Source organism: Brucella pituitosa (assembly GCF_965577835.1).
GTDB lineage: Bacteria > Pseudomonadota > Alphaproteobacteria > Rhizobiales > Rhizobiaceae > Brucella > Brucella pituitosa.
In genome coordinates, this window is the sequence record NZ_OZ264092.1 from 1258749 (window position 1) to 1279647 (window position 20899).

The following is a 20899-nucleotide window of genomic DNA, read 5'->3' on the forward strand; positions in this document are numbered from 1 at the left end:
TCCGGTACAGTGCCGTGAAGTTGGCCAAATAATCAGAGACAATTACCGGACAATTTTGGTAAACTGTACTGATACGAAGGATGGTACAGATGATTTCGACGGGCCTTTTGCGCAGTCTTGAGGCTGTAGAGGCCGCCTATCTCGGCGGACAAAGCGAGCGCAGTGATGAAAAAAATGCGCCCGAGAAAATATCGCTCGTTGAAAAGGTCATGACCATCATTCGCGACCGTATTGCGGCCATGAGCCTCGCTCCCGGTGCACGACTGCCGTCGATCCGCCGTTTGGCTGAAACCATGCATGTGTCGAAATCAACCGTTGTCGAAGCCTATGACCGTCTGGTGGCGGAAGGTATCATTCAATCGCGCCGTGGTGCGGGTTTCTATGTTTCCGAACGCGCACGCCAGCCTTTCACCGTGGCGGCAAACATGCCCCAGAAGGACCGTCAGATTGATCCTTTCTGGGTCATGCGGCAATCGCTTGAAGCTGACAGCGAGACTTATAAGCCGGGTTGCGGCTGGCTACCCGATGAATGGCTGCCCCTGGAAGGCATTCGTCGCGCCATGCGGGCGATGGCACGCGATGAGAACAGCAATCTCACCACCTATGGTGAGCCGCTTGGCTTCCGCCCTTTGCGAAACCATCTGGCACGCAAATTGTCCGAACAGGGGATCGATATGTCCAGCGGGGATATATTGCTGACCGATTCCGGCACCCATGCCATCGACCTCATCTGCCGCTTTCTGTTGCAGCCCGGCGATACAGTGCTGGTGGATGATCCCTGCTATTTCAATTTTCAGGCGGTGCTTCTCTCTCACCGGGTAAAAATCATAGGTATTCCCTATACCCATAATGGCCCAGACCTTGAGGCCTTCGCCAAAGCTGCAGAAGAGCAGGCGCCAAAGCTTTATATTTCCAATGCCGGGCTACACAATCCAACCGGCGGCACCATGACGCCCGCCATTGCCCACCGACTGCTCAAGCTTGCAGAAATGCATGACATCACGCTGGTCGAAGACAATATTTTTGGCGATTTTCATCCGTCTCCCACGCCGTTGCTTGCTGAACTCGACGGCTTTGATCGGGTGCTGCATATCGGCAGTTTCTCGAAAACCCTCTCGGCTGCGGCACGTGTTGGCTATATTGCCGGTCGTCGTGACTGGATCGACGGCCTGACCGATCTCAAGCTTGCCAGCACATTTGCAGGCAACACGGTTTCAGCGCAGATTGTGCACTCTCTTCTCACCGATGGCACTTATCGACGCCACATCGATGGCCTGCGTGCAAAGCTTGCAGATGCCATGACCATGGCTGCCAAAAGGCTCAAGGCGACAGGGCTTGAACTCTGGACCGAGCCGCAGGGCGGCATGTTTCTCTGGGCACGATTGCCCGAAGGGATGGACTCCGGCCAGATCGCGGCTTATGCGCTCAAAAAAGGTGTTCTGCTTGCACCTGGCGATGTGTTCAGCCCATCACGCAGTGCAACCCGCTATCTGCGTTTCAATGTTGCGCAATCGATAGAGCCCTATATCTTTGCCGTTCTGAGCGATGCGATGCGCGAAGCATTAGCATGATTGCATTCACCCGCTCACATCGAAAACAACTTCAACCAAAAGCAATGCAGTCAGTGGACACTTGAAGGATATACTCACCCCCTGTCTTTGAGGAGAGACATCGGGAGGGATAAACGTGAATACACACCCAACCGGGATAGCGGCCAGTCCGCGTCCCGAAGATGAAAAACTATCCGTTGCGGCCAACCTCGCTTATGGTTTCCAGCATGTTCTGACCATGTATGGCGGCATTGTTGCTGTACCACTGATCATCGGTCAGGCAGCGGGCCTCAGTCCCAGCGAAATCGGCCTGCTGATTACTGCGTCGCTTTTCGCAGGCGGCATGGCAACCGTTTTGCAAACCATCGGCATTCCGTTTTTCGGCTGCCAGCTTCCACTGGTTCAGGGCGTGTCCTTTGCCGGTGTCGCAACTATGGTCGCCATCGTCACATCTGCACAAACAGGAGAGGCCGGGCTTCAGGTCGTACTCGGTGCAGTGATGGCGGCATCCCTGATCGGCTTTCTCATCACGCCGATATTCTCGCGCGTCACGCGTTTCTTTCCACCACTTGTCACCGGCATTGTGATTACGACCATCGGCCTCACATTGATGCCGGTCGCTGCACGCTGGGCAATGGGTGGGAATAGCAAAGCGCCGGACTTTGGCAGCATGAGCAATATCGGCCTCGCCGGACTAACGCTTTTGATCGTGCTGCTGTTGAGCAAGGTCGGCAATGCCACGATTTCACGCCTTTCGATCCTGCTCGCCATGGTTATTGGCACGGGGATTGCGTGGTCACTCGGCATGACGGACTTTTCGCGGGTCGCGGAAGGCCCGGTCATGGCGCTACCTGAAATCTTCCATTTCGGATGGCCGATTTTCAGCATTGCCGCCACGCTTTCGATGTTCATCGTCATCATCGTAACGCTGGTGGAAACTTCGGCCGATATTCTGGCGGTTGGCGACATTCTGGAAACCAAGGTCGATTCCCGCCGCCTGGGCGACGGTCTGCGTGCAGATATGGCATCGAGCATTCTGGCACCCGTGGTCGGCTCTTTCACACAAAGCGCTTTCGCACAGAATGTCGGTCTTGTGGCCGTAACCGGCGTGAAAAGCCGTTATGTGGTGGCAACGGGCGGTCTTATTCTGATCACACTCGGTCTTCTGCCTGTAATGGGACGGGTGATTGCCTGTGTTCCGCCAGCAGTGCTGGGTGGTGCCGGTATCGTGCTGTTCGGAACGGTTGCCGCAAGCGGCATCCGCACACTTTCAAAGGTCGACTATCAGAACAACATCAATCTGATCATTGTGGCTACCTCCATCGGCTTCGGCATGATCCCGATTGCAGCACCAGAATTCTACCATCAGTTCCCGGCCTGGTTTGAAACCATTTTTCATTCAGGCATCAGCTCCGCTGCATTGATGGCAATCGCGCTCAATCTCATGTTCAATGAGTTCAAGGCTGGCAATTCAGACCAGATGTCGGTTTTTGCAGAAGGCACCGAACGCATCATTCGCCACCACCAGATCGCAGAACTGCATGATGGCGATTATATCCAGAACGGTAAGCTCTATGATGCTGAAGGCAATGAAGTGAAGATCGTGCCTGCGGCGGCGCATTAGAGCGCCGGGCACCCTATTGGGCGCGCAAAGGTCGCTCTAACACTTTAAAATTATGCTCTAATCACCGCAAAACACGAATGACCGTTCTATCGGTCAAATGAGGCAGGAGGCGCGCCATGTCGGCGCGCTTCAATGCTATACAGCCTTCAGTCGGGCTGAAACCTGAACGACTGAGATGAAAGAAAATTGCACTGCCGCAGCCACGTCTGCGCGGGCTGATGTTCCAGTCCATGACAATGCAGACATCATATACATCATCATTGCGCCACATCTTCTCATGACTGGCCTTGAAGGGCAGATTGACGGGGCGATTATAATTGGCGTCATTAGGCGCATCGCACCAGCCATCCAGTTTGCGCACGCGTCTCAAGGGCAGACGGGACAAAGGCAGGTGTCCGGCATCGCCGCGCCGATAGCCATAGCGCAATCGCAAGGACGAAAGAGGGGTCGCGCCATCGCCTTCGCGCTTGAAAGCGCTGATTCCCCCCTTGCCAAGCGCACATTGGAGCACCAAATTGCCAGCAGCAAGCAGGCCGCGCGTCTTATGGCCGGGCTTTGCCCGTACGTCGATGATGCCAATTCCGCGGCTTTTTTGATTTCTGGTCAAGCCTGCCTCCTCAAATGCTGACTGCTTGAAAACTTTTGGTGGTATACACGAAAAGCTCTCGCGTTTTTTCACGGCTTCAACTTATCGCCATTAAATGTCATAAAACACGAACAGCTATTTGAATCAAAGAGTAACGAGGACAGGCATGACAGGTCGTACAATACTGGTTGTGGACGATGACGAAGATCTTCGTTCCATCCTCGTCGAACAGCTTGAACTTTGCGAAGAGTTCCAGATTCTTCAGGAAGACAATGCCACGAAAGGCATCCAGACCGCCCGCAATGGCGTCGTCGATTTGCTGATCATGGATGTCGGCCTGCCGGATATGGACGGTCGTGAAGCAGTAAAGCTCCTGCGAAAAGGCGGCTTCAAGGCCCCGATCATCATGCTGACGGGTCATGATACAGAATCGGACACGATTCTCGGTCTTGAATCGGGCGCGAATGACTATGTCACCAAGCCGTTCAAGTTCGCAGTTCTCCTTGCCCGCATCCGCGCGCAGCTGCGCCAGCACGAGCAGAGCGAAGACGCGACATTCATCGTTGGTCCCTATACCTTCAAGCCAGGCCAGAAACTGCTTCTCGATGAGAAGGGCAGCAAGATTCGCCTGACTGAAAAAGAAGCCGCAATCATCAAATATCTCTACCGTGCAGGTGACAAGGTCATTGGCCGCGATGTGCTGCTTGAGGAAGTCTGGGGTTACAATTCCGGTGTCACGACCCACACGCTGGAAACCCATGTCTACCGTCTGCGCCAGAAAATCGAGAAGGATCCGTCCAATGCATCGCTTCTGGTTACAGAAAGCGGGGGATACAAACTTGTCCCATGATGGACAGCGCCTGATGCGGGTGTAATGACAAGCCATGGCGCTCGATGACGATATCCGCATTCTCGGCTCAGTAGGCCTGTTCGAGTCATTCACACCCGAACAGTTGCGTCTGCTCGCCTTTGGTGCAGAACGGCTGGTGCTGCGCGCCGGTCGTGAACTGTTCCGCGAAGGCCAAAGCGCTGACTGCGGCTATATTGTCGTATCCGGCAACATCACCTTGTTTCACGATGCAGACGAAGGGCGGATCACGATCCGCCCCGTAGGCCCCGGTGCGATGCTGGGCGAAATGGCGCTCATTGCGCAAACCACACGCCTTACCGGTGCGATGGCTGAGGAAGAGACAGAAGTCATTCGCATCAGCCGCGCCATTTTCCGGCGCATTCTGGAAGAATATCCGGAAGCTGCAGCCTCGCTGCACGCACATATCAGCAAAAATCTGCTGCAGCTGATTGCCGACATTGAGAAAATCGCCCCACAGCTTAACGGCAACGACTGATTACAGCTCAATAACGCGTTCAATGCCGATGGCATCAAGAAACGCCTGATCGTGGCTGACCAGCAGCAATCCCCCCTCATATTCATTCAGCGCTGTTTCCAGCGCTTCGATGGAGTCGAGATCGAGGTGGTTGGTTGGCTCATCAAGAATCAGCAATTCAGGCTTAAGCGTTCCGCCCAGAACGCAGGCAAGGGCAGCGCGCAGCAGTTCACCACCGCTTAAGCCTCCGGCAAGACGCGAGGCGCTTTCACCACGAAATGAAAAACGCGCCAGTGCTGCATAGGCATCATTATCGCTGGCCCCCTTGTTCAATCTGCGGAAGTTCTCATAGAGCGTTGCCTCACGATCCATCAAGCTCATCTGCTGGTCGAACATGGCAACCGGGACAAAGCGCCTGACCTCTCCTGCAGTGGGTTGCAGGTCCCCGGTTATCAAGCGCAGCAACGAGGTTTTACCGGCACCATTTGCGCCACGAATGACGATACGCTCCGGCCCGACAATCTTGAGCGAGACATCACGAATGACCGGGCGGTCAGGCACCGGCCCGCCGGAGACATCGACCATTTCCAGAACTACGCGCCCGGATGGTGAAAGCGATGCCTCGACATCAAAACGCATCGGTTTGACACGCTCGACCTTCGCTTCCGCTTCACGCAACTGGCTCTGAGCACGATCCGCATTGCGTTCAGCAAGCGCATCGCCGCGGCCACCGGTTTTCTGTGCCCGATCCTCTCGGGCATCGAGCAGCAACTTGCTCATGCCTGCATCAGCACGCGACTTGCGCCCTCGTGCATCGCTCTTGGCTTGCCGTTCTGCCGCTTCCTGCGCCTTGAGCCTGACCTGCTTCACATCGCGCTGCGCAATCTCCAGATCGCGTACAGCCCCTTCCCGCTCCTGCTCCTTGCGCTCATGATAGAAATCCCAATTGCCGCCATAAAGCGTCAAAGCGCCTTGCGAAAGTTCAGCTATCACATCCATGGTCCGCAACAATTCACGGTCATGGCTGACGACAACAGCCGCTCCCGACCATTTGGCCAGCATATCGACCACAGCCTGACGACCATCGCGATCAAGATTATTGGTGGGTTCATCCAGCAAAATAAGATCGGGTTGCTGAAACAAAAGTGCGGCAAGTGCCGCCCGCGTCTGTTGGCCACCGCTTAATTCTGAAAGCAATACCTGTGGCTCCAACGACAGCCCGAACATTTGCAAAGCGTCATCAAAGCGCTGCGGCAAAAGCCAGTCCGCCTGCTCGAAATCGGTATCGGCACCCTGCCCGGATTCAATGCGCGCAAGCGTATCAAAACCATCACGCGCACCAAACAGATCAGCCAGCATTCGCTCACCGTCGCAGCCACTATTCTGCGCGAGCACACCAATCCTGCCGCCTCGTGTGACAGTTCCACTTGCAGGCGTCAAATCACCGCTCATGATTTTGAGCAATGTGGATTTGCCAATACCATTGCGCCCGACGAGGCCGATACGCCCCCCGGTTACGCTGAAATTAATGCCGGAAAAAAGAGTACGGCCATCAGCCGTAACGCAGGAAATATCCTGAAGAGTGAGAAGAGAAGACATGAAGAGCCCCGGAAACGTTGAAAACACTGGTCATCTGAAACAGTGCTGTACGATCCATTGCTCTTCTCTCCTCTTCTGAACTTCGCTCTATATAGGCTTGAGCGTTCGATTAATCCAGATCAAACGTCGCAATGACTGGCACATGGTCGGATGGACGGTCCCAGCCGCGCGCCTCACGCAGAATTTGCAACTCCTGCATATGCGCTTCCAGATCAGCCGAACCCCATATGTGATCAAGCCTGCGGCCACGGTCAGCTGCATCCCAATCCTTGGCGCGATAGCTCCACCACGTGTAGATTTTCTGGTCAGCCGGAATGACCTGACGCATCAGATCGCTCCAGCCACCTTTCACACGCAAATCTTCCAGCGTTGTGGTTTCAATCGGCGTATGGCTGACGATCTTGAGAAGCTGCTTATGCGACCAGACATCGTTTTCAAGCGGCGCAATATTGAGATCGCCCACGAGAATTGACGAGTTCCCGTCCTGCCGGTCAGCAACAATAGCGCGCATTTCCTCCAGAAAGCCGAGCTTGTGCGCAAATTTAGGGTTGATTGCAGGATCAGGCTCATCGCCGCCCGCAGGCACGTAGAAATTATGGATACGCAGCTTCTTGTCGCCAGCTGAAACAACAGCACTCAGATGGCGGCAATCACCCATCTCGCAAAAGCCGATCTTTTCGACATCGCTCAGCGGACGCTTCGAGATGGTTGCGACGCCGTGATAGCCCTTCTGGCCACTGATCGCGATATGCTCATAACCGAGCGCACGGAAGCCCTTGGAAGGGAATTGATCATCCGGGCATTTTGTTTCCTGAAGGCAGAGAACATCCGGCTGATAATCGCTTAAAAACTGCTCGACCAGCGGCATGCGCAGGCGAACGGAATTGATGTTCCAGGTAGCAACAGAAAAGGTCATGGGGATAAGACTCGCGGACGCTCTAACTATTTGTTGTTACGCATTGTCCAGCGCAAAACCGCTTCGCACTTTTGCTGGAAATGCTTTGAGATGGCCGCGAACCTAACGATTTATCTGACAATTGCAATTATCGAGCGTGAAGATTTACTGGCCCTTACGCTTCATCGCGATGCGCTGATAGTCGATCTTGAACATATCATCGGTGAAACGAACACCGCTGCGGACATTGAACACCATGATCGTGGTGTCGAGGCCCTGTGCGTCGGTGATGGTCCACTGCTTGAGATCCATGGTCTTTGGCTCAAACATCATGGTGATCTTTGAATTGCCAAAGGCCGTTTTGTCAGCAACCACCAGCGTGGTCATGTCCGGGTCCTGCTTGACGCTCTGAAGACGCCCACCACCAAGATCGATACGATCGGCCAGAAGCATTTTCAAAGGCGTGGTGCCCAGCGCATACATATCCCAAGTGTCGAGCTTGCGATTGTTGATGACAACCTGATTGCCATCCGAAATGACGCGGATCGGCGACTTGTCATAGTTGAAGCGAATCTTGCCCGGACGCTCCAGATAGAAAGTTCCGCCGGTCTGCTCACCCTTGGGGCCAAACTGAACGAATTCACCGGTCAGTGTGCGCAGGGAAGAGAAGTGATCCGCAATCTGTTGAGCCGCTGCAGCATTTCCTGCGCCCTGCGCCTGTGCGACAGCTGGTACGAATGCCGGAGCTGCCGCGCCAAGAACCAATGCTCCCAATCCGAGTACGGCTGCAAAGCGGCTGGCTTTCGCAAATGCGGAAATACGGGAGAACATCATCGGCAAACTCTCTGTTTTCATCATCTTCTTAAAATAGTCCGGCAGTTGGGCACCAGTGTGGCAGCTAAAGCCGATGAGATTTGAGTCCTAGAGCATTTCCTGTTTTTCTTGAATCATTGGAAATGCTCTATCTTTTTGTTTTTTTGCATTATCCGACGCAAAACCGCTTCGCACTTTTGCTGGAAATGCTCTAAAACTCGTCGTCACCGGTCGGCACCAATATCTCGCGCTTGCCCGCATGATTGGCAGGCCCGACAATGCCTTCTTCTTCCATGCGCTCGATGATCGAAGCCGCACGATTATAGCCAATGCCCAGGCGACGCTGGATATAGGAAGTCGAAGCCTTCTTGTCGCGCAACACGACCGCCACGGCCTGATCATACGGATCATCCGAATTTTCGAGGTTCGACGTTCCGGCTGGACCGCCGCCTTCATCCTCGTCATCATCTTCGGTGATAGCATCGAGATATTCCGGCACGCCCTGAAGCTTCAGGTGCTGAACAACGCGCTCAACTTCATCGTCACCGACAAATGGACCATGCACACGCTGGATACGTCCGCCGCCTGCCATGAACAACATGTCGCCCTGACCAAGCAATTGCTCGGCACCCTGTTCGCCAAGAATGGTGCGGCTGTCGATCTTGGATGTCACCTGGAACGAGATACGGGTCGGGAAATTGGCCTTGATCGTACCGGTGATAACATCAACCGATGGACGCTGCGTCGCCATGATGACGTGGATACCAGCCGCACGCGCCATCTGCGCCAGACGCTGCACCGTGCCTTCGATGTCCTTGCCTGCAACCATCATCAGATCAGCCATTTCGTCGATAATCACGACGATATATGGCATTGGTTCAAGATCGAGCTGTTCGGTTTCGTAGATCGCTTCGCCCGTATTGCGGTCAAAGCCGGTCTGCACTGTGCGGGCGATCTGCTCACCCTTCTTCTGCGCCTGACCGACACGCTGGTTGAAGCCGTCAATATTGCGGACGCCCACCTTGGACATCTTGCGATAACGGTCTTCCATTTCGCGCACAGTCCATTTGAGCGCAACAACAGCTTTTTTCGGATCGGTCACGACCGGGGTCAGGAGATGCGGAATACCGTCATAGATCGAGAGTTCCAGCATTTTCGGATCGATCATGATCAGGCGGCATTCCTGCGGCGTCATGCGATAGAGCAGCGACAGGATCATCGTATTGATGGCGACCGATTTACCAGACCCCGTCGTACCGGCGACCAGCAAATGCGGCATCTTGGCGATATCGGCAATCACCGGCTCGCCATTGATGGTCTTGCCAAGCGCAAGTGCAAGCTTGGATTTCGATTGCTCGAAGTCGCGACTTGCCAGCATTTCGCGCAGATAAACCATTTCGCGCTTCTGGTTCGGCAGTTCAATGCCGATAACATTGCGACCCGGAACAACAGCGACGCGCGCAGCAATGGCGCTCATTGAACGGGCGATATCATCCGCCAGTCCAATGACACGGGATGATTTGATGCCCGGCGCCGGTTCAAGTTCATAAAGCGTAACAACAGGCCCCGGCTTCACATTGATGATCTCGCCGCGCACGCCAAAATCTTCCAGCACGCCTTCAAGCAGACGCGCATTCTGTTCGAGCGCATCCTTGGAAAGCGACGCATCGCGTTGCACGAGCTTTGGTTCGGCCAGATAATGCAGAGACGGCATTTCGAAAGCGCCACCTTCCTTCAGGAATGAAGGCTGAGCCTCACGCTGGATACGCGCACCGCTCTTTGGTGCGGGCGCACGTTCTCCAACCCGCGCCTTGGTGCGTTGTGGCGGCGCATCGTGCCATTCTTCACCTGCAAGTGGTGCCGCTTCCATGCCGCCGTCAAAATCATCATCATTATCGAATGGAGGCTGTTCGGAGGAAGCGCCACCAAAACCCGGATCGCGACGCGCATTATTGCGGGTTTCAACGCTGCGACGCACGCTGCGCATATCGCCATATTCGTCTTCACGCGGTTTACGACGGTTCAGGCCAGTCAGTCGCTTGAAAGTCGCAGATGCGCTGAGCATCGTATGGGTCAGAGCACCTACATATTGCGATATGCCGCCTGAAGAGCTTTCATCCTCTTCGTCGTCACTATCTGCAAAATCGTCTTCAGCAGGTGCGCCGTGTGAAGCCCGCGTGTTGACCAGCGCTTCACGGCGCCCGACAATTCCACTTGCAAACAGGCAAAGCCAGAGTGCTGGCAAGGCAAGCACCAGCGCGATCCCCGATGCAATGGCACCCTGCGGGAACGCTCCCAGAAACAGTCCAGGCAGACGCAGCATCATATCGCCAAACACACCGCCAAGACCAATAGGCATCGGCCAGCTTTGCGGCACGGCAAAGCAGCTCGCAATGGCTGCAAACAGCAAAGCAGCACCCATCCAGGCAAAGCTGCGCTTCGCAACCCGGCTTATGCCGCCGCGCGTCATGAGCAGCAGCGACCAGATGACGAGAGGCAGCAGAACCGGAACGCTGGCAAGGCCGAAGAATTGCATCGCAAGATCGGAGAAAACTGCGCCGGGATAGCCAAGCGCGTTGGTAACGGGATTATCCGTCGCGTGGCTAAGGCTTGGGTCCGCAACATTCCATGTCGCAAGCGCGCCCACAGCCGCAGCGGTCAGCGAAAGCAACCCCAGCCCAAAGAGGATATAGAACTGCCTGCGGAAGATGTTGGCCAGTTTCAGCCTGTCTTCCGAAATCCGCTCGTCACGAAGCGGGTATGAGGGCGAATATCCTTGCCGCATAAAGCCTGTCCCGAACCATGTTTTATTGCCGTCTGGTTATTAAACCTCGGGCGCAATGAATCGGGGCGATCCTAGCCTTGTGATGGTTAATTCCCCATTAACCATGCACTGACTTATCCAAAGGAATTCAATCGCAAATGAAAAAGGCGCGGTTTCCCGCGCCTTTTTCCTGTTGAGACAACTCTGTTCTACTGAACAGACTCGCCGTGCAAAGCGATATCGAGGCCTTCCATTTCGGCCTGCTTGCTTGGACGCAGCCCCATAACGGCCTTGACAACATACAGAATGATTGCGGTTGCAACTGCCGTGTAGACAACAGTGATCGCAGCACCAAAAAACTGCTTACCTACGGTTGCACCTTCACCGGCTGCGTTGATCGTCGCGTCAGCAAAGACACCGGTCAGGATCGCACCGACGAAGCCGCCGACGCCATGGACGCCGAATGCATCGAGTGAGTCGTCATAGCCAAGCGCATGCTTGATCTTGACGGCTGCAACGTAACAGACAGCACCCGCGATAATACCCAGAATGAGCGCACCCATCGGATTGACGAAGCCAGCGGCAGGAGTGACAGCAACGAGACCTGCAACAGCACCCGAAATGATACCAAGAACGCTTGGCTTACCGGCGATCGCCCATTCTGCAAACATCCAGGCAAGGGCTGCACCAGCGGTCGCGACCTGCGTGTTGAGCATGGCAACAGCTGCAAGGGAATTTGCACCGAGAGCCGAACCAGCGTTGAAGCCGAACCAGCCCACCCACAGAAGGGCTGCACCAATGACCGAGAGAACGAGGTTATGCGGCGCCATGTTGGTCTGTCCGTAACCGTCGCGCTTGCCAATGATGAGCGCTGCAACAAGGCCTGCAACACCGGCATTGATGTGAACAACCGTACCGCCAGCAAAGTCGAGAACGCCGTCTGAACCGAGGAAACCGCCGCCCCATACCCAGTGAGCAACCGGGATATAGACGATGAACAACCAGAGCGTCAGGAAGACCAGCATGGATGAAAACTTCATGCGTTCAGCAAACGAACCGGCAATAAGCGCTGGTGTGATGACCGCAAACGTCATCTGGAAGACGATGAAGAGATATTCCGGAATGGTGCCCGTGAGCGAATCCATCGTCACACCGGAGAAGAATGCCTTGGAGAATCCACCAATATAAGCATTCATGGAGCCGCCATCGGTGAAGGCCAGCGAATAGCCGACGACCATCCACAGAACCGACATAAGGCACGTGACGGCAAAGCTCTGCATGACCGTCGAAAGTACGTTCTTCTTGCGCACCATACCGCCATAGAACAGCGCCAGGCCCGGGATGGTCATCATCAACACGAGCGCGGTTGAAGTCAGCATCCAGGCCGTATCGCCGGTATCAAGTGTCGGGGTGGGCGCGGCTGCATCCTGAGCCAGTGCCGTTCCTGCAAGAACGAGCAGTGCTGGCAAGGTGGCCAAAGCCGTTTGCTTGAATCTTCCTGTTATGAGCATCGAGTATCTCCGTCGAATGGCGGCTTCAAACGCGTCTGCGCTGAAAAGACCGGTTCAGACTGAGAGAAACAAAAATCGTGCCAGTTGGGTTGGGCAGCACCGCTCAAGTGCAATTTTTCTGATATTCACTGCACGACAAATGATGGAAGCAGGAGACGGATTACCGCATTTTCGCCCAAACTCCGGGCTTTTCAGATGAGCTTTGAAGCGGTGCCAGGTTCTCAAAAAAATATGAACATAAAAAAATTGAGCGGCTTTCTGATGACAGAAAAACCGCTCTAAGTGATTCATCGGATTCAGCTTTTGCATTTCATGCAGGCTCAAGCCACTTCACAAATGCATAAAATTTAACCACTGAATTCCTTGGTGATTAAAATAACATCACTTGTCTTTTTCATGCACGCGAATAAGTCCTTCCTGCGCGACCGAAGCAATCAGAAGACCGTCACGCGTGTAAAGCGCACCGCGATTGAACCCGCGTGCACCGGAAGCACTTGGTGTGTCCTGCGTGTACAGGAGCCAGTCATCGAGCCGGCAAGGACGGTGGAACCACATTGCATGATCAAGGCTCGCCACCTGCAAATCACGGTCGAAAATGGTGCGTCCATGCGGATGAAGCGATGTATCGAGCAACGTCATATCCGACAGATAAGCGAGGATTGCCGCCTGCAGAGCACGATCGTCGGGCACGATGCCACGCGCACGCACCCAGACATGCTGGCTGGGCGCGAGCTTCTCACGCGAAAAATAATGCTTGAGCGAAACCGGCTTGATTTCAATCGGCCGCTCCTGCTCCCAGTATTTGCGCACGCCTGCAGGGGCCAGGTGGAGATATTCTTCCTTCAGATCGTGATCGCCGACCAGTTGTTCCGGCATCGGCAGGTCTTTCGGCATATCAATCTGATGGCTCAAACCATCTTCATCAATCTGGAAGGACGCAGACAATGTGAATATCGCCTTGCCATGCTGCTTGGCCAGCACGCGACGCGTATTGAAACTGGAACCGTCACGGATGCGGTCAACCTCATAGACAATCGGAATGGACGGATCACCCGGGCGCACAAAATATCCGTGCAGGGAATGAACGTGCCGATCCGGCTCAACGGTGCGCTGCGCAGCGATCAGCGCCTGACCGATCACCTGCCCGCCGAACACACGCTGCCAGCCGACCTGCGGGCTGTTGCCACGGAAGAGATCCATTTCAAGTGTTTCGAGATCAAGCGTTACAAGCAGTTGCTGCATGGCAGCGGTTTGTTCGCTTTTCACGACACCCGGTTTTTCATTATCGGACCCAGTCTTTTCATTATCTGACATGGACAGCCTGTCTCCTGAAATCCTATATAGGCAATATATTCTCGGTGAACTGTTTGTGCCTGCACAAGAGAAACTGTCAAGTGGAAGCCTTTGCTTCACCGAAGGGTGATCTGAATATCCGAAAGGAACGAGCGATGTCTGCAGCTAACAGTCAAAAGACAACGGACAAGAACGATCTCATCATTGCAGGCGGCGGCTATGTCGGGCTTGTGACTGCTGTTGCCGTCAAGTCCGCCGCTCCGCATCTTTCTGTTACGGTGATTGATGGCGCACCGGCTGGCGCATGGAAAAAAGACCCGCGCGCGTCTTCCATTGCAGCCGCAGCCTCCCGGATGCTCGACAAGCTTGGCTGCTGGCAGGAAATCGTTACCGAAGCTCAGCCCATCACCGAAATGGTTGTCACCGATTCCCGCACATCTGATCCCGTGCGTCCGGTGTATCTCACCTTTGCAGGCGACGTTAACCCCGGTGAGCCGTTCGCGCATATGGTTGAAAACCGCGTTCTCAACACCGCACTTCACAAACAGGCAGAGAAGCTTGGCATCACCTTCATCGAAGGCATGAGCGTCGAGAATTTCGAAACCAATCCGGAATCCGTCACTGTCAAACTGGCAAATGGCGAAACGCTCACGACACGCCTGCTGATTGCTGCCGATGGTGCAAAATCGCGCCTGCGTGACATTGCAGGCATCAAGACGGTCAACTGGGACTATGATCAGTCCGGCATCGTTTGTAACGTCGCCCACGAGCGTCCGCATGGCGGCCGCGCCGATGAACATTTCCTGCCTGCCGGTCCGTTCGCGATTCTCCCGCTTCCCGGCAACCGCAGTTCGCTTGTCTGGACAGAACGCACAGCAGATGCCGAACGGTTGATCCGCGAAGATGATTTCATCTTTGAAGCCGAACTTGAACAGCGTTTCGGCCATCGCCTCGGTGCACTCACTGTCGAAGGCCCGCGCCGTGCATTTCCGCTCGGCCTGACACTGGCGCGTGAATTCGTGAAACCACGCTTTGCGCTTGTGGGTGATGCTGCACACCGCATCCACCCGATTGCCGGCCAGGGTCTCAATCTTGGCTTCCGTGATGCAGCAGCCATCGCCGAAGTCATCGTCGAAACCGATCGTCTTGGTCTCGATATCGGCTCCTTTGCGGCCCTTGAACGCTATCAGGCATGGCGCCGCTTCGATACGGTGCAGATGGGTGTCACGACCGATGTGCTGACCAAATTGTTCTCCAATGACAATCCCGCTATTCGCACGATCCGCGACATCGGCCTTGGGCTTGTCGACCGCGTACCAAGCCTCAAGTCCTTCTTCATCAAACAGGCAGCAGGACTATCAGGCGATACTCCACGCCTTTTGCAGGGTGAGGCGATTTAGGGTCTGTGGGGAATTAGAGCATTTCCAGCAAAAGTGCGAAGCGGTTTTGCATCGGATAATGCGAAAAAACAAAGAGATAGAGCATTTCCAATGATTCAAGAAAAACAGGAAGTGCTCGAGATTTTGCGCTCAGAAATGCGTCAAAACAAATAGATCGAGTCAAACGCGCAAAAGGGGCGTTACTTTTCGGGAATAACGCAACGCTTCCTGATGGCAAAAGCTTCAACCTTTGCTAAAAAAGAGCAGGCACTAGCTTAGGCGTCGGGGGACTCGCGAGCATATGCATACGGATGACAGACTGATAGACAAAGCCATCCGCATGCAGAGCGGCTTATTGTCGGCAGAATTGCTGCACAGATTATCCAAAATCGCAGGCGCTCTGGCTGTTCTGGCGGCTATCGCTGTTACAGTGATCTATTCGGTTACGAAACCCGATAACAACTGGGACATGATCCCTTATATCGCCACCGCGATTGAGAATCGCTACCCGGATGCGACAGCGCTTCACGAAGAAACATGGCGGCAGGTTGCAGCTGTTACCACGCCAGACGAGATCAACGCTCTGAAATACGCCGGTGATTATCGCCGCGCGCAATGGGAAAGCCCCAATAACTTTCAGTCGCAACTTATCATGTACAGGGTCAAGATCGGCTATGTGCAGATGTTGCGTCTCATCGAACCCTATACAGGGCTTGTGCTGGGAGGGCATCTCATCAGTCTCGCAGCAGCGATTGCTTCTGGTCTGATTATCCTTGCGATCCTCGCCTGTTATAACGCGCTTCAGGCCGGGCTTCTGGTCGGGCCCGCCCTTCTGCTGGCAGGCTTTGGACCGATGACGTCTGCTGTCTTTCCAGACATTGTTCTGGCTGCATTTTCCTTTGCAGCCATTTTTGCCCTGTTGAAAGAGCGGGACTGGCTCGCATCTGTCCTGCTCGTTCTGTCATTTACGATCAGACCCGACAATATAATAATGATTTTTGCCCTGCTGATAGCTGCAGTGCTTTTTGGCTGGCGCAAGCTGCCTTTGCTTACGGCATTCGTAGCATGCCTAATCATCGGCCTCGTTATCTCCAGTCGCGCCGGGCATCCCGGCTGGTGGGCGCATCTCTATTTCACCTGCATCCAAATGCAGAATTCCATGAGTGGCTTCAAGCCGGACTTCTCGCTTCTGCTCCTCATCAAGGCTTATATTCGCGGTGTCATTCTGGCGCTTTATCTCGAAAGCTGGCCTTCAATGCTTTTGGTATCACTGGTGGCGTGGGCGGCAATGGCGAGAGCCGGTATCAAGACCACAATTCCTCGGCTCAATGGCATTGTTTTCGCCATGTTCATCGGGATGCTTGGCAAGTTCGTCTATTTCCCGATGCCCTATGACCGCTTTTTCTTCAACATGATCATAATTATGGTTCTGATGCTTTCCCTTGCATGGGCAGCGGATACAAACCGGAAGGCTGCACTGGAAGCAGCGGAGCACCGCCCTATGTGAGGTGTAACCCAAACAGAGGAGCTTCCCATGGACAGAAAAGCAACGGCAGTCTGGAAAGGTACACTCAAAGACGGCAAAGGCACGCTCAACACGCAAAGTGGTGCATTGAAAGACTTGCCTTACGACTTCAAGGCGCGCTTTGAAGATGAAAGTGGCCGCGCTGGCACCAATCCGGAAGAACTGCTGGGGGCAGCACATGCTGGCTGTTTCGCAATGCAACTTTCCGCACTTCTGACCGAGCACGGTACACCAGCTGAGAAGCTGGAAGCCACTGCCACGGTAACAGTCGGCCCCGCATCAGGCGGCGGTTTCGCAATCTCACGCAGCGCGTTGACACTCAACGCCACCATACCTGGGATTTCCGCAGATGACTTTGCAAGTCTCGCCAGGAAAGCAAAGGAATCCTGTCCACTTTCGAAAGCACTGGGCGCAATCGAAGTAACACTGGATGCCAAGCTGGTCTGAGCGATCAATATGAAAAAAGCGGGCCGTGCCCGCTTTTTTATTCCGGCAAATGGCAGACAGCCTCGATATTGTGTCCATCGGGATCAATCACAAAAGCCGCATAATAGTCCGGGTGATAGTGCTCACGCAGACCGGGTTTACCGTTATCGCGTCCGCCTGCAGTAAGTGCCGCCTCATAGAAGCGATCGACTTCGGAACGCGTGCCTGCCGAAAAAGCCACATGCAACACGCCTGCAAGCTTTGAGCCTTTCTGCTTACCGATCCAGAATTCCGGCTTGCCATTTCGGCCATAACCGACCCAATCACCAAATTCCATCGCCCGCGTGATGCCCAGAGGGGCTAACGCTGCATCATAGAATGCGCGGGATTTTGGCATGCTGGAAATGTTGAAACCGATATGATCGAGCATGAAAGACCTTCAAAGCAGCGATGAATTCCACTAATTAGATCAGATATCGGCAAAACAGCAAAGATCAAGTCCCTGCCAATAGATGAGACAAAAGAAAAGGGAGGCAGAGCCTCCCTTTTCTTTCTTTCAATGCAGTGCGTTCTAAACGCGGCGCTCGACCATCATCTTCTTGATCTCGGCAATCGCCTTTGCAGGGTTGAGACCCTTCGGGCAAGTCTGCGCGCAGTTCATGATCGTGTGGCAGCGATACAGACGGAACGGATCTTCGAGGTTGTCGAGACGTTCGCCCTTGGCTTCATCGCGGCTGTCGATCAGCCAGCGATAGGCCTGAAGCAGCACGGCTGGTCCAAGATAACGGTCGCCATTCCACCAGTAGCTTGGGCACGAGGTCGAGCAGCAGGCGCAGAGAATGCACTCGTAAAGACCATCGAGCTTCTGACGATCTTCGTGGCTCTGCAGCCATTCCTTCTGCGGCTCAGGCGAAACCGTCTTGAGCCAAGGCTCAATCGAACGGTGCTGGGCGTAGAAGTTGCTGAGATCAGGCACCAGATCCTTCACAACCGGCATATGCGGCAGCGGATAAACCTTGATGGGCCCCTTGATCTCGTCCATGCCCTTGGTGCAGGCGAGCGTGTTGGCGCCATCGATGTTCATCGCGCAGGAACCGCAAATGCCTTCACGGCACGAACGGCGCAGAGTCAGCGTCGGATCGATCTTATTCTTGATGTAAAGAAGACCATCGAGCACCATCGGGCCGCAATCGTCGCGGTCGATATAATAGGTATCGATGCTTGGATTTGCATCGTCATCCGGCGACCAGCGATAAATGCGGTACTCCGTTACATTCTTGGCACCATCTGGACGCGGCCAGGTCTTGCCTTCCTGCATACGGGAGTTTTTGGGAAGTGCGAGTTCAACCATTGCTCATTCCCTCAATTAGTAAACGCGCTTTTTCGGCGCGATTTTGGCCAGGCTGATGCCACCTTCATCCTCGGTCGTCAGCGGATCGAGATGAACTGGACGGTAATCAAGCTTCACGTCGCCATTTGGCGACAGCCATGAAAGGGTGTGTTTACGCCATTCGGCGTCGTTACGATCCGGGAAATCCTCATGCGCATGCGCGCCGCGGCTTTCGTGACGGGCTTCAGCCGAAACAACTGTCACCATCGCGTTTGCCATCAGGTTTTCCAGTTCCAGCGTCTCAACCAGATCGGAGTTCCAGATCATCGAGCGGTCGCTGACCTTGATGTCCGGAAGTTCTTTCCAGATTGCCGACATGCGCTGAACGCCCTGCTTGAGCGATTCATCCGTGCGGAACACGGCCGCATCTTCCTGCATGGTGCGCTGCATTTTTTCGCGCAGTTCTGCGGTCGGCGTTGAGCCGTTGGCATAACGAAGACGATGGAAACGATCCATGATCTTTTCAACGGCTGCTTCGTTGATGTCCGGAATCTTCGCAGCGCGGTCAATGACTTCGCCAGCACGGATTGCCGCCGCACGGCCAAACACCACGAGATCGATCAGCGAGTTGGAACCCAGACGGTTAGCACCATGAACAGACGCACAGCCTGCTTCACCGACAGCCATCAGGCCCGGCTGTACGCGGTCCGGATCTTCCGAGGTCGGGTTCAGCACTTCGCCCCAGTAATTGGTTGGAATGCCGCCCATATTGTAGTGAACGGTTGGCAGAACCGGGATCGGTTCCTTGGTCACATCGACGCCTGCGAAAATCTTGGCCGACTCGGAAATGCCCGGCAGGCGCTCATGCAGAACAGCCGGATCGAGATGGTCGAGATGCAGGTAGATGTGGTCCTTGTTCTTGCCAACGCCGCGACCAGCGCGGATTTCCATGGTCATGCAGCGCGAGACAACGTCACGGGAGGCCAGATCCTTGGCAGAAGGCGCATAACGCTCCATGAAGCGCTCGCCTTCGGAATTGACGAGATAACCGCCTTCGCCGCGCGCGCCTTCAGTGATCAGGCAGCCTGCGCCGTAAATGCCGGTCGGATGGAACTGAACGAATTCCATATCCTGCAAAGGCAAGCCAGCGCGAGCAGCCATACCGCCACCGTCGCCGGTGCAGGTGTGAGCAGACGTAGCCGAGAAATACGAACGGCCATAACCGCCCGTCGCCAGAACCACCATCTTGGCGGAGAAGCGATGGATCGTACCGTCGTCGAGGTTCCAGGCAACAACGCCTGTGCAGACGCCGTCGGTCATGATCAGATCGAGCGCAAAATATTCGATGAAGAACTGCGCGTTGTTCTTGAGCGACTGGCCGTAAAGCGTGTGCAGGATCGCGTGGCCGGTGCGGTCAGCAGCAGCGCAGGTGCGCTGAACCGGAGGACCATCACCAAAGTTCTGCATATGGCCGCCAAACGGGCGCTGATAAATCTTGCCTTCTTCAGTACGCGAGAAAGGCACGCCGTAATGCTCCAGTTCGTAAACCGCAGCAGGTGCTTCACGCGCCAGATATTCCATGGCATCGGTGTCGCCGAGCCAGTCCGATCCCTTGACGGTATCGTACATATGCCACTGCCAGCTATCCGGACCCATATTCTTGAGCGACGCTGCGATACCGCCCTGCGCTGCAACCGTATGGGAACGCGTCGGGAAAACCTTGGTGATGCAGGCTGTCTTCAGGCCCTGTTCAGCCATGCCGAGCGTTGCGCGCAGACCGGCGCCACCGGCACCAACCACGACAACATCAAATTTATGATCAATGAACTTGTAGTTCTTTTCGCCCGCAGCACCGGCTGCATTATTTTGTGCACTAGCCATCGGGCTATCAACCTCCGAAGCTCAGCTTGAGGATCGCATAAACGCAAGCCACACCAACAAACACCGTGAAGAAGGTGTTGAGCATGACGAGCAGGACCTTCATGCCTTCGCCGTGAATGTAATCTTCAATAATAACCTGCATGCCAAGACGCATGTGGTAGACGCCGGTCAGCACGAACAGCGCCATCACCAGAGCGGTGAACGGATGCGCCAGAACGGCTTTCACTTCCGCATAGCTTGCGCCATGAAGCGAAACAACCAGACCAATGAAAAACAGAACCAGCGGCACGAGTGCGACAGCACTCATGCGCTGAAACCAGAAATGGCCGGTGCCTTCCTTGGCCGACCCCAGACCGCGAACTTTGCCGAGAGGCGTACGCATATCGCTCATGTCAGAA

General features: G+C 54.8%; 18 protein-coding genes. 7 read left to right on the forward strand and 11 right to left on the reverse strand.

Annotation, left to right across the window (positions count from 1 at the left end; all coding sequences use genetic code 11):
- Positions 1-89 precede the first annotated feature (89 nt).
- Positions 90-1571: a PLP-dependent aminotransferase family protein gene (locus ACSME1_RS06085; protein ID WP_024898555.1), complete on the forward strand. Its 1482-nt coding sequence runs from the start codon at positions 90-92 to the stop codon at positions 1569-1571.
- Positions 1572-1686: 115 nt separating this feature from the next.
- Positions 1687-3174, forward strand: coding sequence for a nucleobase:cation symporter-2 family protein (locus ACSME1_RS06090; RefSeq protein WP_024898554.1), 1488 nt, complete (start codon positions 1687-1689; stop codon positions 3172-3174).
- 61 nt (positions 3175-3235) lie between these two features.
- On the opposite strand, the gene ACSME1_RS06095 is transcribed toward ACSME1_RS06090, so the two are convergent.
- The gene (locus ACSME1_RS06095) at positions 3236-3781 is read right to left on the reverse strand and encodes a L,D-transpeptidase family protein (RefSeq protein ID WP_024898553.1); all 546 of its coding nucleotides are present in this window, start codon (positions 3779-3781) and stop codon (positions 3236-3238) included.
- 145 nt (positions 3782-3926) lie between these two features.
- On the opposite strand from ACSME1_RS06095, the gene ACSME1_RS06100 reads away from it, so the two are divergent.
- Both ACSME1_RS06100 and ACSME1_RS06105 read left to right on the forward strand, forming a co-directional pair.
- Positions 3927-4610, forward strand: a complete 684-nt coding sequence (locus ACSME1_RS06100) for a response regulator transcription factor (RefSeq protein WP_024898552.1) — start codon at positions 3927-3929, stop codon at positions 4608-4610.
- A 34-nt stretch (positions 4611-4644) separates the two neighbouring features.
- Positions 4645-5106 (forward strand): cyclic nucleotide-binding domain-containing protein, encoded by a 462-nt coding sequence (locus ACSME1_RS06105; RefSeq protein WP_024898551.1) that lies wholly within the window; start codon positions 4645-4647, stop codon positions 5104-5106.
- Here the strand turns inward: ACSME1_RS06105 and ACSME1_RS06110 are convergent, their stop codons facing one another.
- The 6 genes from ACSME1_RS06110 to tesB all read right to left on the reverse strand — a co-directional run bounded on the left by ACSME1_RS06110 (position 5107) and on the right by tesB (position 13981).
- Positions 5107-6684 carry an ABC-F family ATP-binding cassette domain-containing protein gene (locus ACSME1_RS06110; protein ID WP_024898550.1) on the reverse strand — a complete coding sequence of 526 codons (1578 nt, stop codon included), beginning with the start codon at positions 6682-6684 and terminating at the stop codon, positions 5107-5109. It abuts the gene before it with no gap.
- Between the two features lie 109 nt (positions 6685-6793).
- The gene (locus tag ACSME1_RS06115) at positions 6794-7600 is read right to left on the reverse strand and encodes an exodeoxyribonuclease III (RefSeq protein ID WP_024898549.1); all 807 of its coding nucleotides are present in this window, start codon (positions 7598-7600) and stop codon (positions 6794-6796) included.
- Between the two features lie 144 nt (positions 7601-7744).
- Positions 7745-8413 (reverse strand): outer membrane lipoprotein carrier protein LolA, encoded by a 669-nt coding sequence (locus ACSME1_RS06120; protein WP_024898548.1) that lies wholly within the window; start codon positions 8411-8413, stop codon positions 7745-7747.
- 190 nt (positions 8414-8603) lie between these two features.
- Positions 8604-11177 (reverse strand): DNA translocase FtsK, encoded by a 2574-nt coding sequence (locus ACSME1_RS06125; protein WP_024898547.1) that lies wholly within the window; start codon positions 11175-11177, stop codon positions 8604-8606.
- A gap of 188 nt (positions 11178-11365) precedes the next feature.
- Positions 11366-12667 (reverse strand): ammonium transporter, encoded by a 1302-nt coding sequence (locus ACSME1_RS06130; RefSeq protein ID WP_024898546.1) that lies wholly within the window; start codon positions 12665-12667, stop codon positions 11366-11368.
- Between the two features lie 381 nt (positions 12668-13048).
- Positions 13049-13981, reverse strand: a complete 933-nt coding sequence (gene tesB, locus ACSME1_RS06135; RefSeq protein WP_024898545.1) for an acyl-CoA thioesterase II — start codon at positions 13979-13981, stop codon at positions 13049-13051.
- 134 nt (positions 13982-14115) lie between these two features.
- On the opposite strand from tesB, the gene ACSME1_RS06140 reads away from it, so the two are divergent.
- The 3 genes from ACSME1_RS06140 to ACSME1_RS06150 all read left to right on the forward strand — a co-directional run bounded on the left by ACSME1_RS06140 (position 14116) and on the right by ACSME1_RS06150 (position 17311).
- Complete coding sequence (locus tag ACSME1_RS06140; RefSeq protein WP_024898544.1) at positions 14116-15360, forward strand: ubiquinone biosynthesis hydroxylase; 1245 nt, start codon at positions 14116-14118, stop codon at positions 15358-15360.
- A 280-nt stretch (positions 15361-15640) separates the two neighbouring features.
- Entirely contained in the window at positions 15641-16846 is a 1206-nt protein-coding gene (locus ACSME1_RS06145; protein ID WP_105705627.1) for a hypothetical protein, read from the forward strand.
- A 27-nt stretch (positions 16847-16873) separates the two neighbouring features.
- Positions 16874-17311, forward strand: a complete 438-nt coding sequence (locus ACSME1_RS06150; RefSeq protein WP_024898542.1) for an OsmC family protein — start codon at positions 16874-16876, stop codon at positions 17309-17311.
- 37 nt (positions 17312-17348) lie between these two features.
- Here ACSME1_RS06150 and ACSME1_RS06155 read toward each other — a convergent pair whose 3' ends face one another.
- The 4 genes from ACSME1_RS06155 to sdhD all read right to left on the reverse strand — a co-directional run bounded on the left by ACSME1_RS06155 (position 17349) and on the right by sdhD (position 20892).
- Positions 17349-17720 (reverse strand): VOC family protein, encoded by a 372-nt coding sequence (locus tag ACSME1_RS06155; RefSeq protein WP_024898541.1) that lies wholly within the window; start codon positions 17718-17720, stop codon positions 17349-17351.
- A gap of 141 nt (positions 17721-17861) precedes the next feature.
- Positions 17862-18641, reverse strand: coding sequence for a succinate dehydrogenase iron-sulfur subunit (locus ACSME1_RS06160; RefSeq protein ID WP_024898540.1), 780 nt, complete (start codon positions 18639-18641; stop codon positions 17862-17864).
- A 15-nt stretch (positions 18642-18656) separates the two neighbouring features.
- Entirely contained in the window at positions 18657-20501 is a 1845-nt protein-coding gene (gene sdhA, locus ACSME1_RS06165) for a succinate dehydrogenase flavoprotein subunit (RefSeq protein ID WP_024898539.1), read from the reverse strand.
- A 7-nt stretch (positions 20502-20508) separates the two neighbouring features.
- Positions 20509-20892, reverse strand: a complete 384-nt coding sequence (gene sdhD, locus ACSME1_RS06170) for a succinate dehydrogenase, hydrophobic membrane anchor protein (RefSeq protein ID WP_036567528.1) — start codon at positions 20890-20892, stop codon at positions 20509-20511.
- Positions 20893-20899 lie beyond the last annotated feature (7 nt).

Coding starts and splice junctions, on each gene's coding strand:
- ACSME1_RS06105 (WP_024898551.1), top strand. CDS start 4,645: ATGGCGCTCGATGACGATATCCGCATTCTCGGCTCAGTAGGCCTGTTC.
- ACSME1_RS06085 (WP_024898555.1), top strand. CDS start 90: ATGATTTCGACGGGCCTTTTGCGCAGTCTTGAGGCTGTAGAGGCCGCC.
- ACSME1_RS06130 (WP_024898546.1), bottom strand. CDS start 12,667: ATGCTCATAACAGGAAGATTCAAGCAAACGGCTTTGGCCACCTTGCCA.
- ACSME1_RS06115 (WP_024898549.1), bottom strand. CDS start 7,600: ATGACCTTTTCTGTTGCTACCTGGAACATCAATTCCGTTCGCCTGCGC.
- sdhA (WP_024898539.1), bottom strand. CDS start 20,501: ATGGCTAGTGCACAAAATAATGCAGCCGGTGCTGCGGGCGAAAAGAAC.
- ACSME1_RS06100 (WP_024898552.1), top strand. CDS start 3,927: ATGACAGGTCGTACAATACTGGTTGTGGACGATGACGAAGATCTTCGT.
- ACSME1_RS06145 (WP_105705627.1), top strand. CDS start 15,641: ATGCATACGGATGACAGACTGATAGACAAAGCCATCCGCATGCAGAGC.
- ACSME1_RS06140 (WP_024898544.1), top strand. CDS start 14,116: ATGTCTGCAGCTAACAGTCAAAAGACAACGGACAAGAACGATCTCATC.
- ACSME1_RS06150 (WP_024898542.1), top strand. CDS start 16,874: ATGGACAGAAAAGCAACGGCAGTCTGGAAAGGTACACTCAAAGACGGC.
- tesB (WP_024898545.1), bottom strand. CDS start 13,981: ATGTCAGATAATGAAAAGACTGGGTCCGATAATGAAAAACCGGGTGTC.
- sdhD (WP_036567528.1), bottom strand. CDS start 20,892: ATGAGCGATATGCGTACGCCTCTCGGCAAAGTTCGCGGTCTGGGGTCG.
- ACSME1_RS06120 (WP_024898548.1), bottom strand. CDS start 8,413: ATGATGTTCTCCCGTATTTCCGCATTTGCGAAAGCCAGCCGCTTTGCA.
- ACSME1_RS06110 (WP_024898550.1), bottom strand. CDS start 6,684: ATGTCTTCTCTTCTCACTCTTCAGGATATTTCCTGCGTTACGGCTGAT.
- ACSME1_RS06155 (WP_024898541.1), bottom strand. CDS start 17,720: ATGCTCGATCATATCGGTTTCAACATTTCCAGCATGCCAAAATCCCGC.
- ACSME1_RS06160 (WP_024898540.1), bottom strand. CDS start 18,641: ATGGTTGAACTCGCACTTCCCAAAAACTCCCGTATGCAGGAAGGCAAG.
- ACSME1_RS06125 (WP_024898547.1), bottom strand. CDS start 11,177: ATGCGGCAAGGATATTCGCCCTCATACCCGCTTCGTGACGAGCGGATT.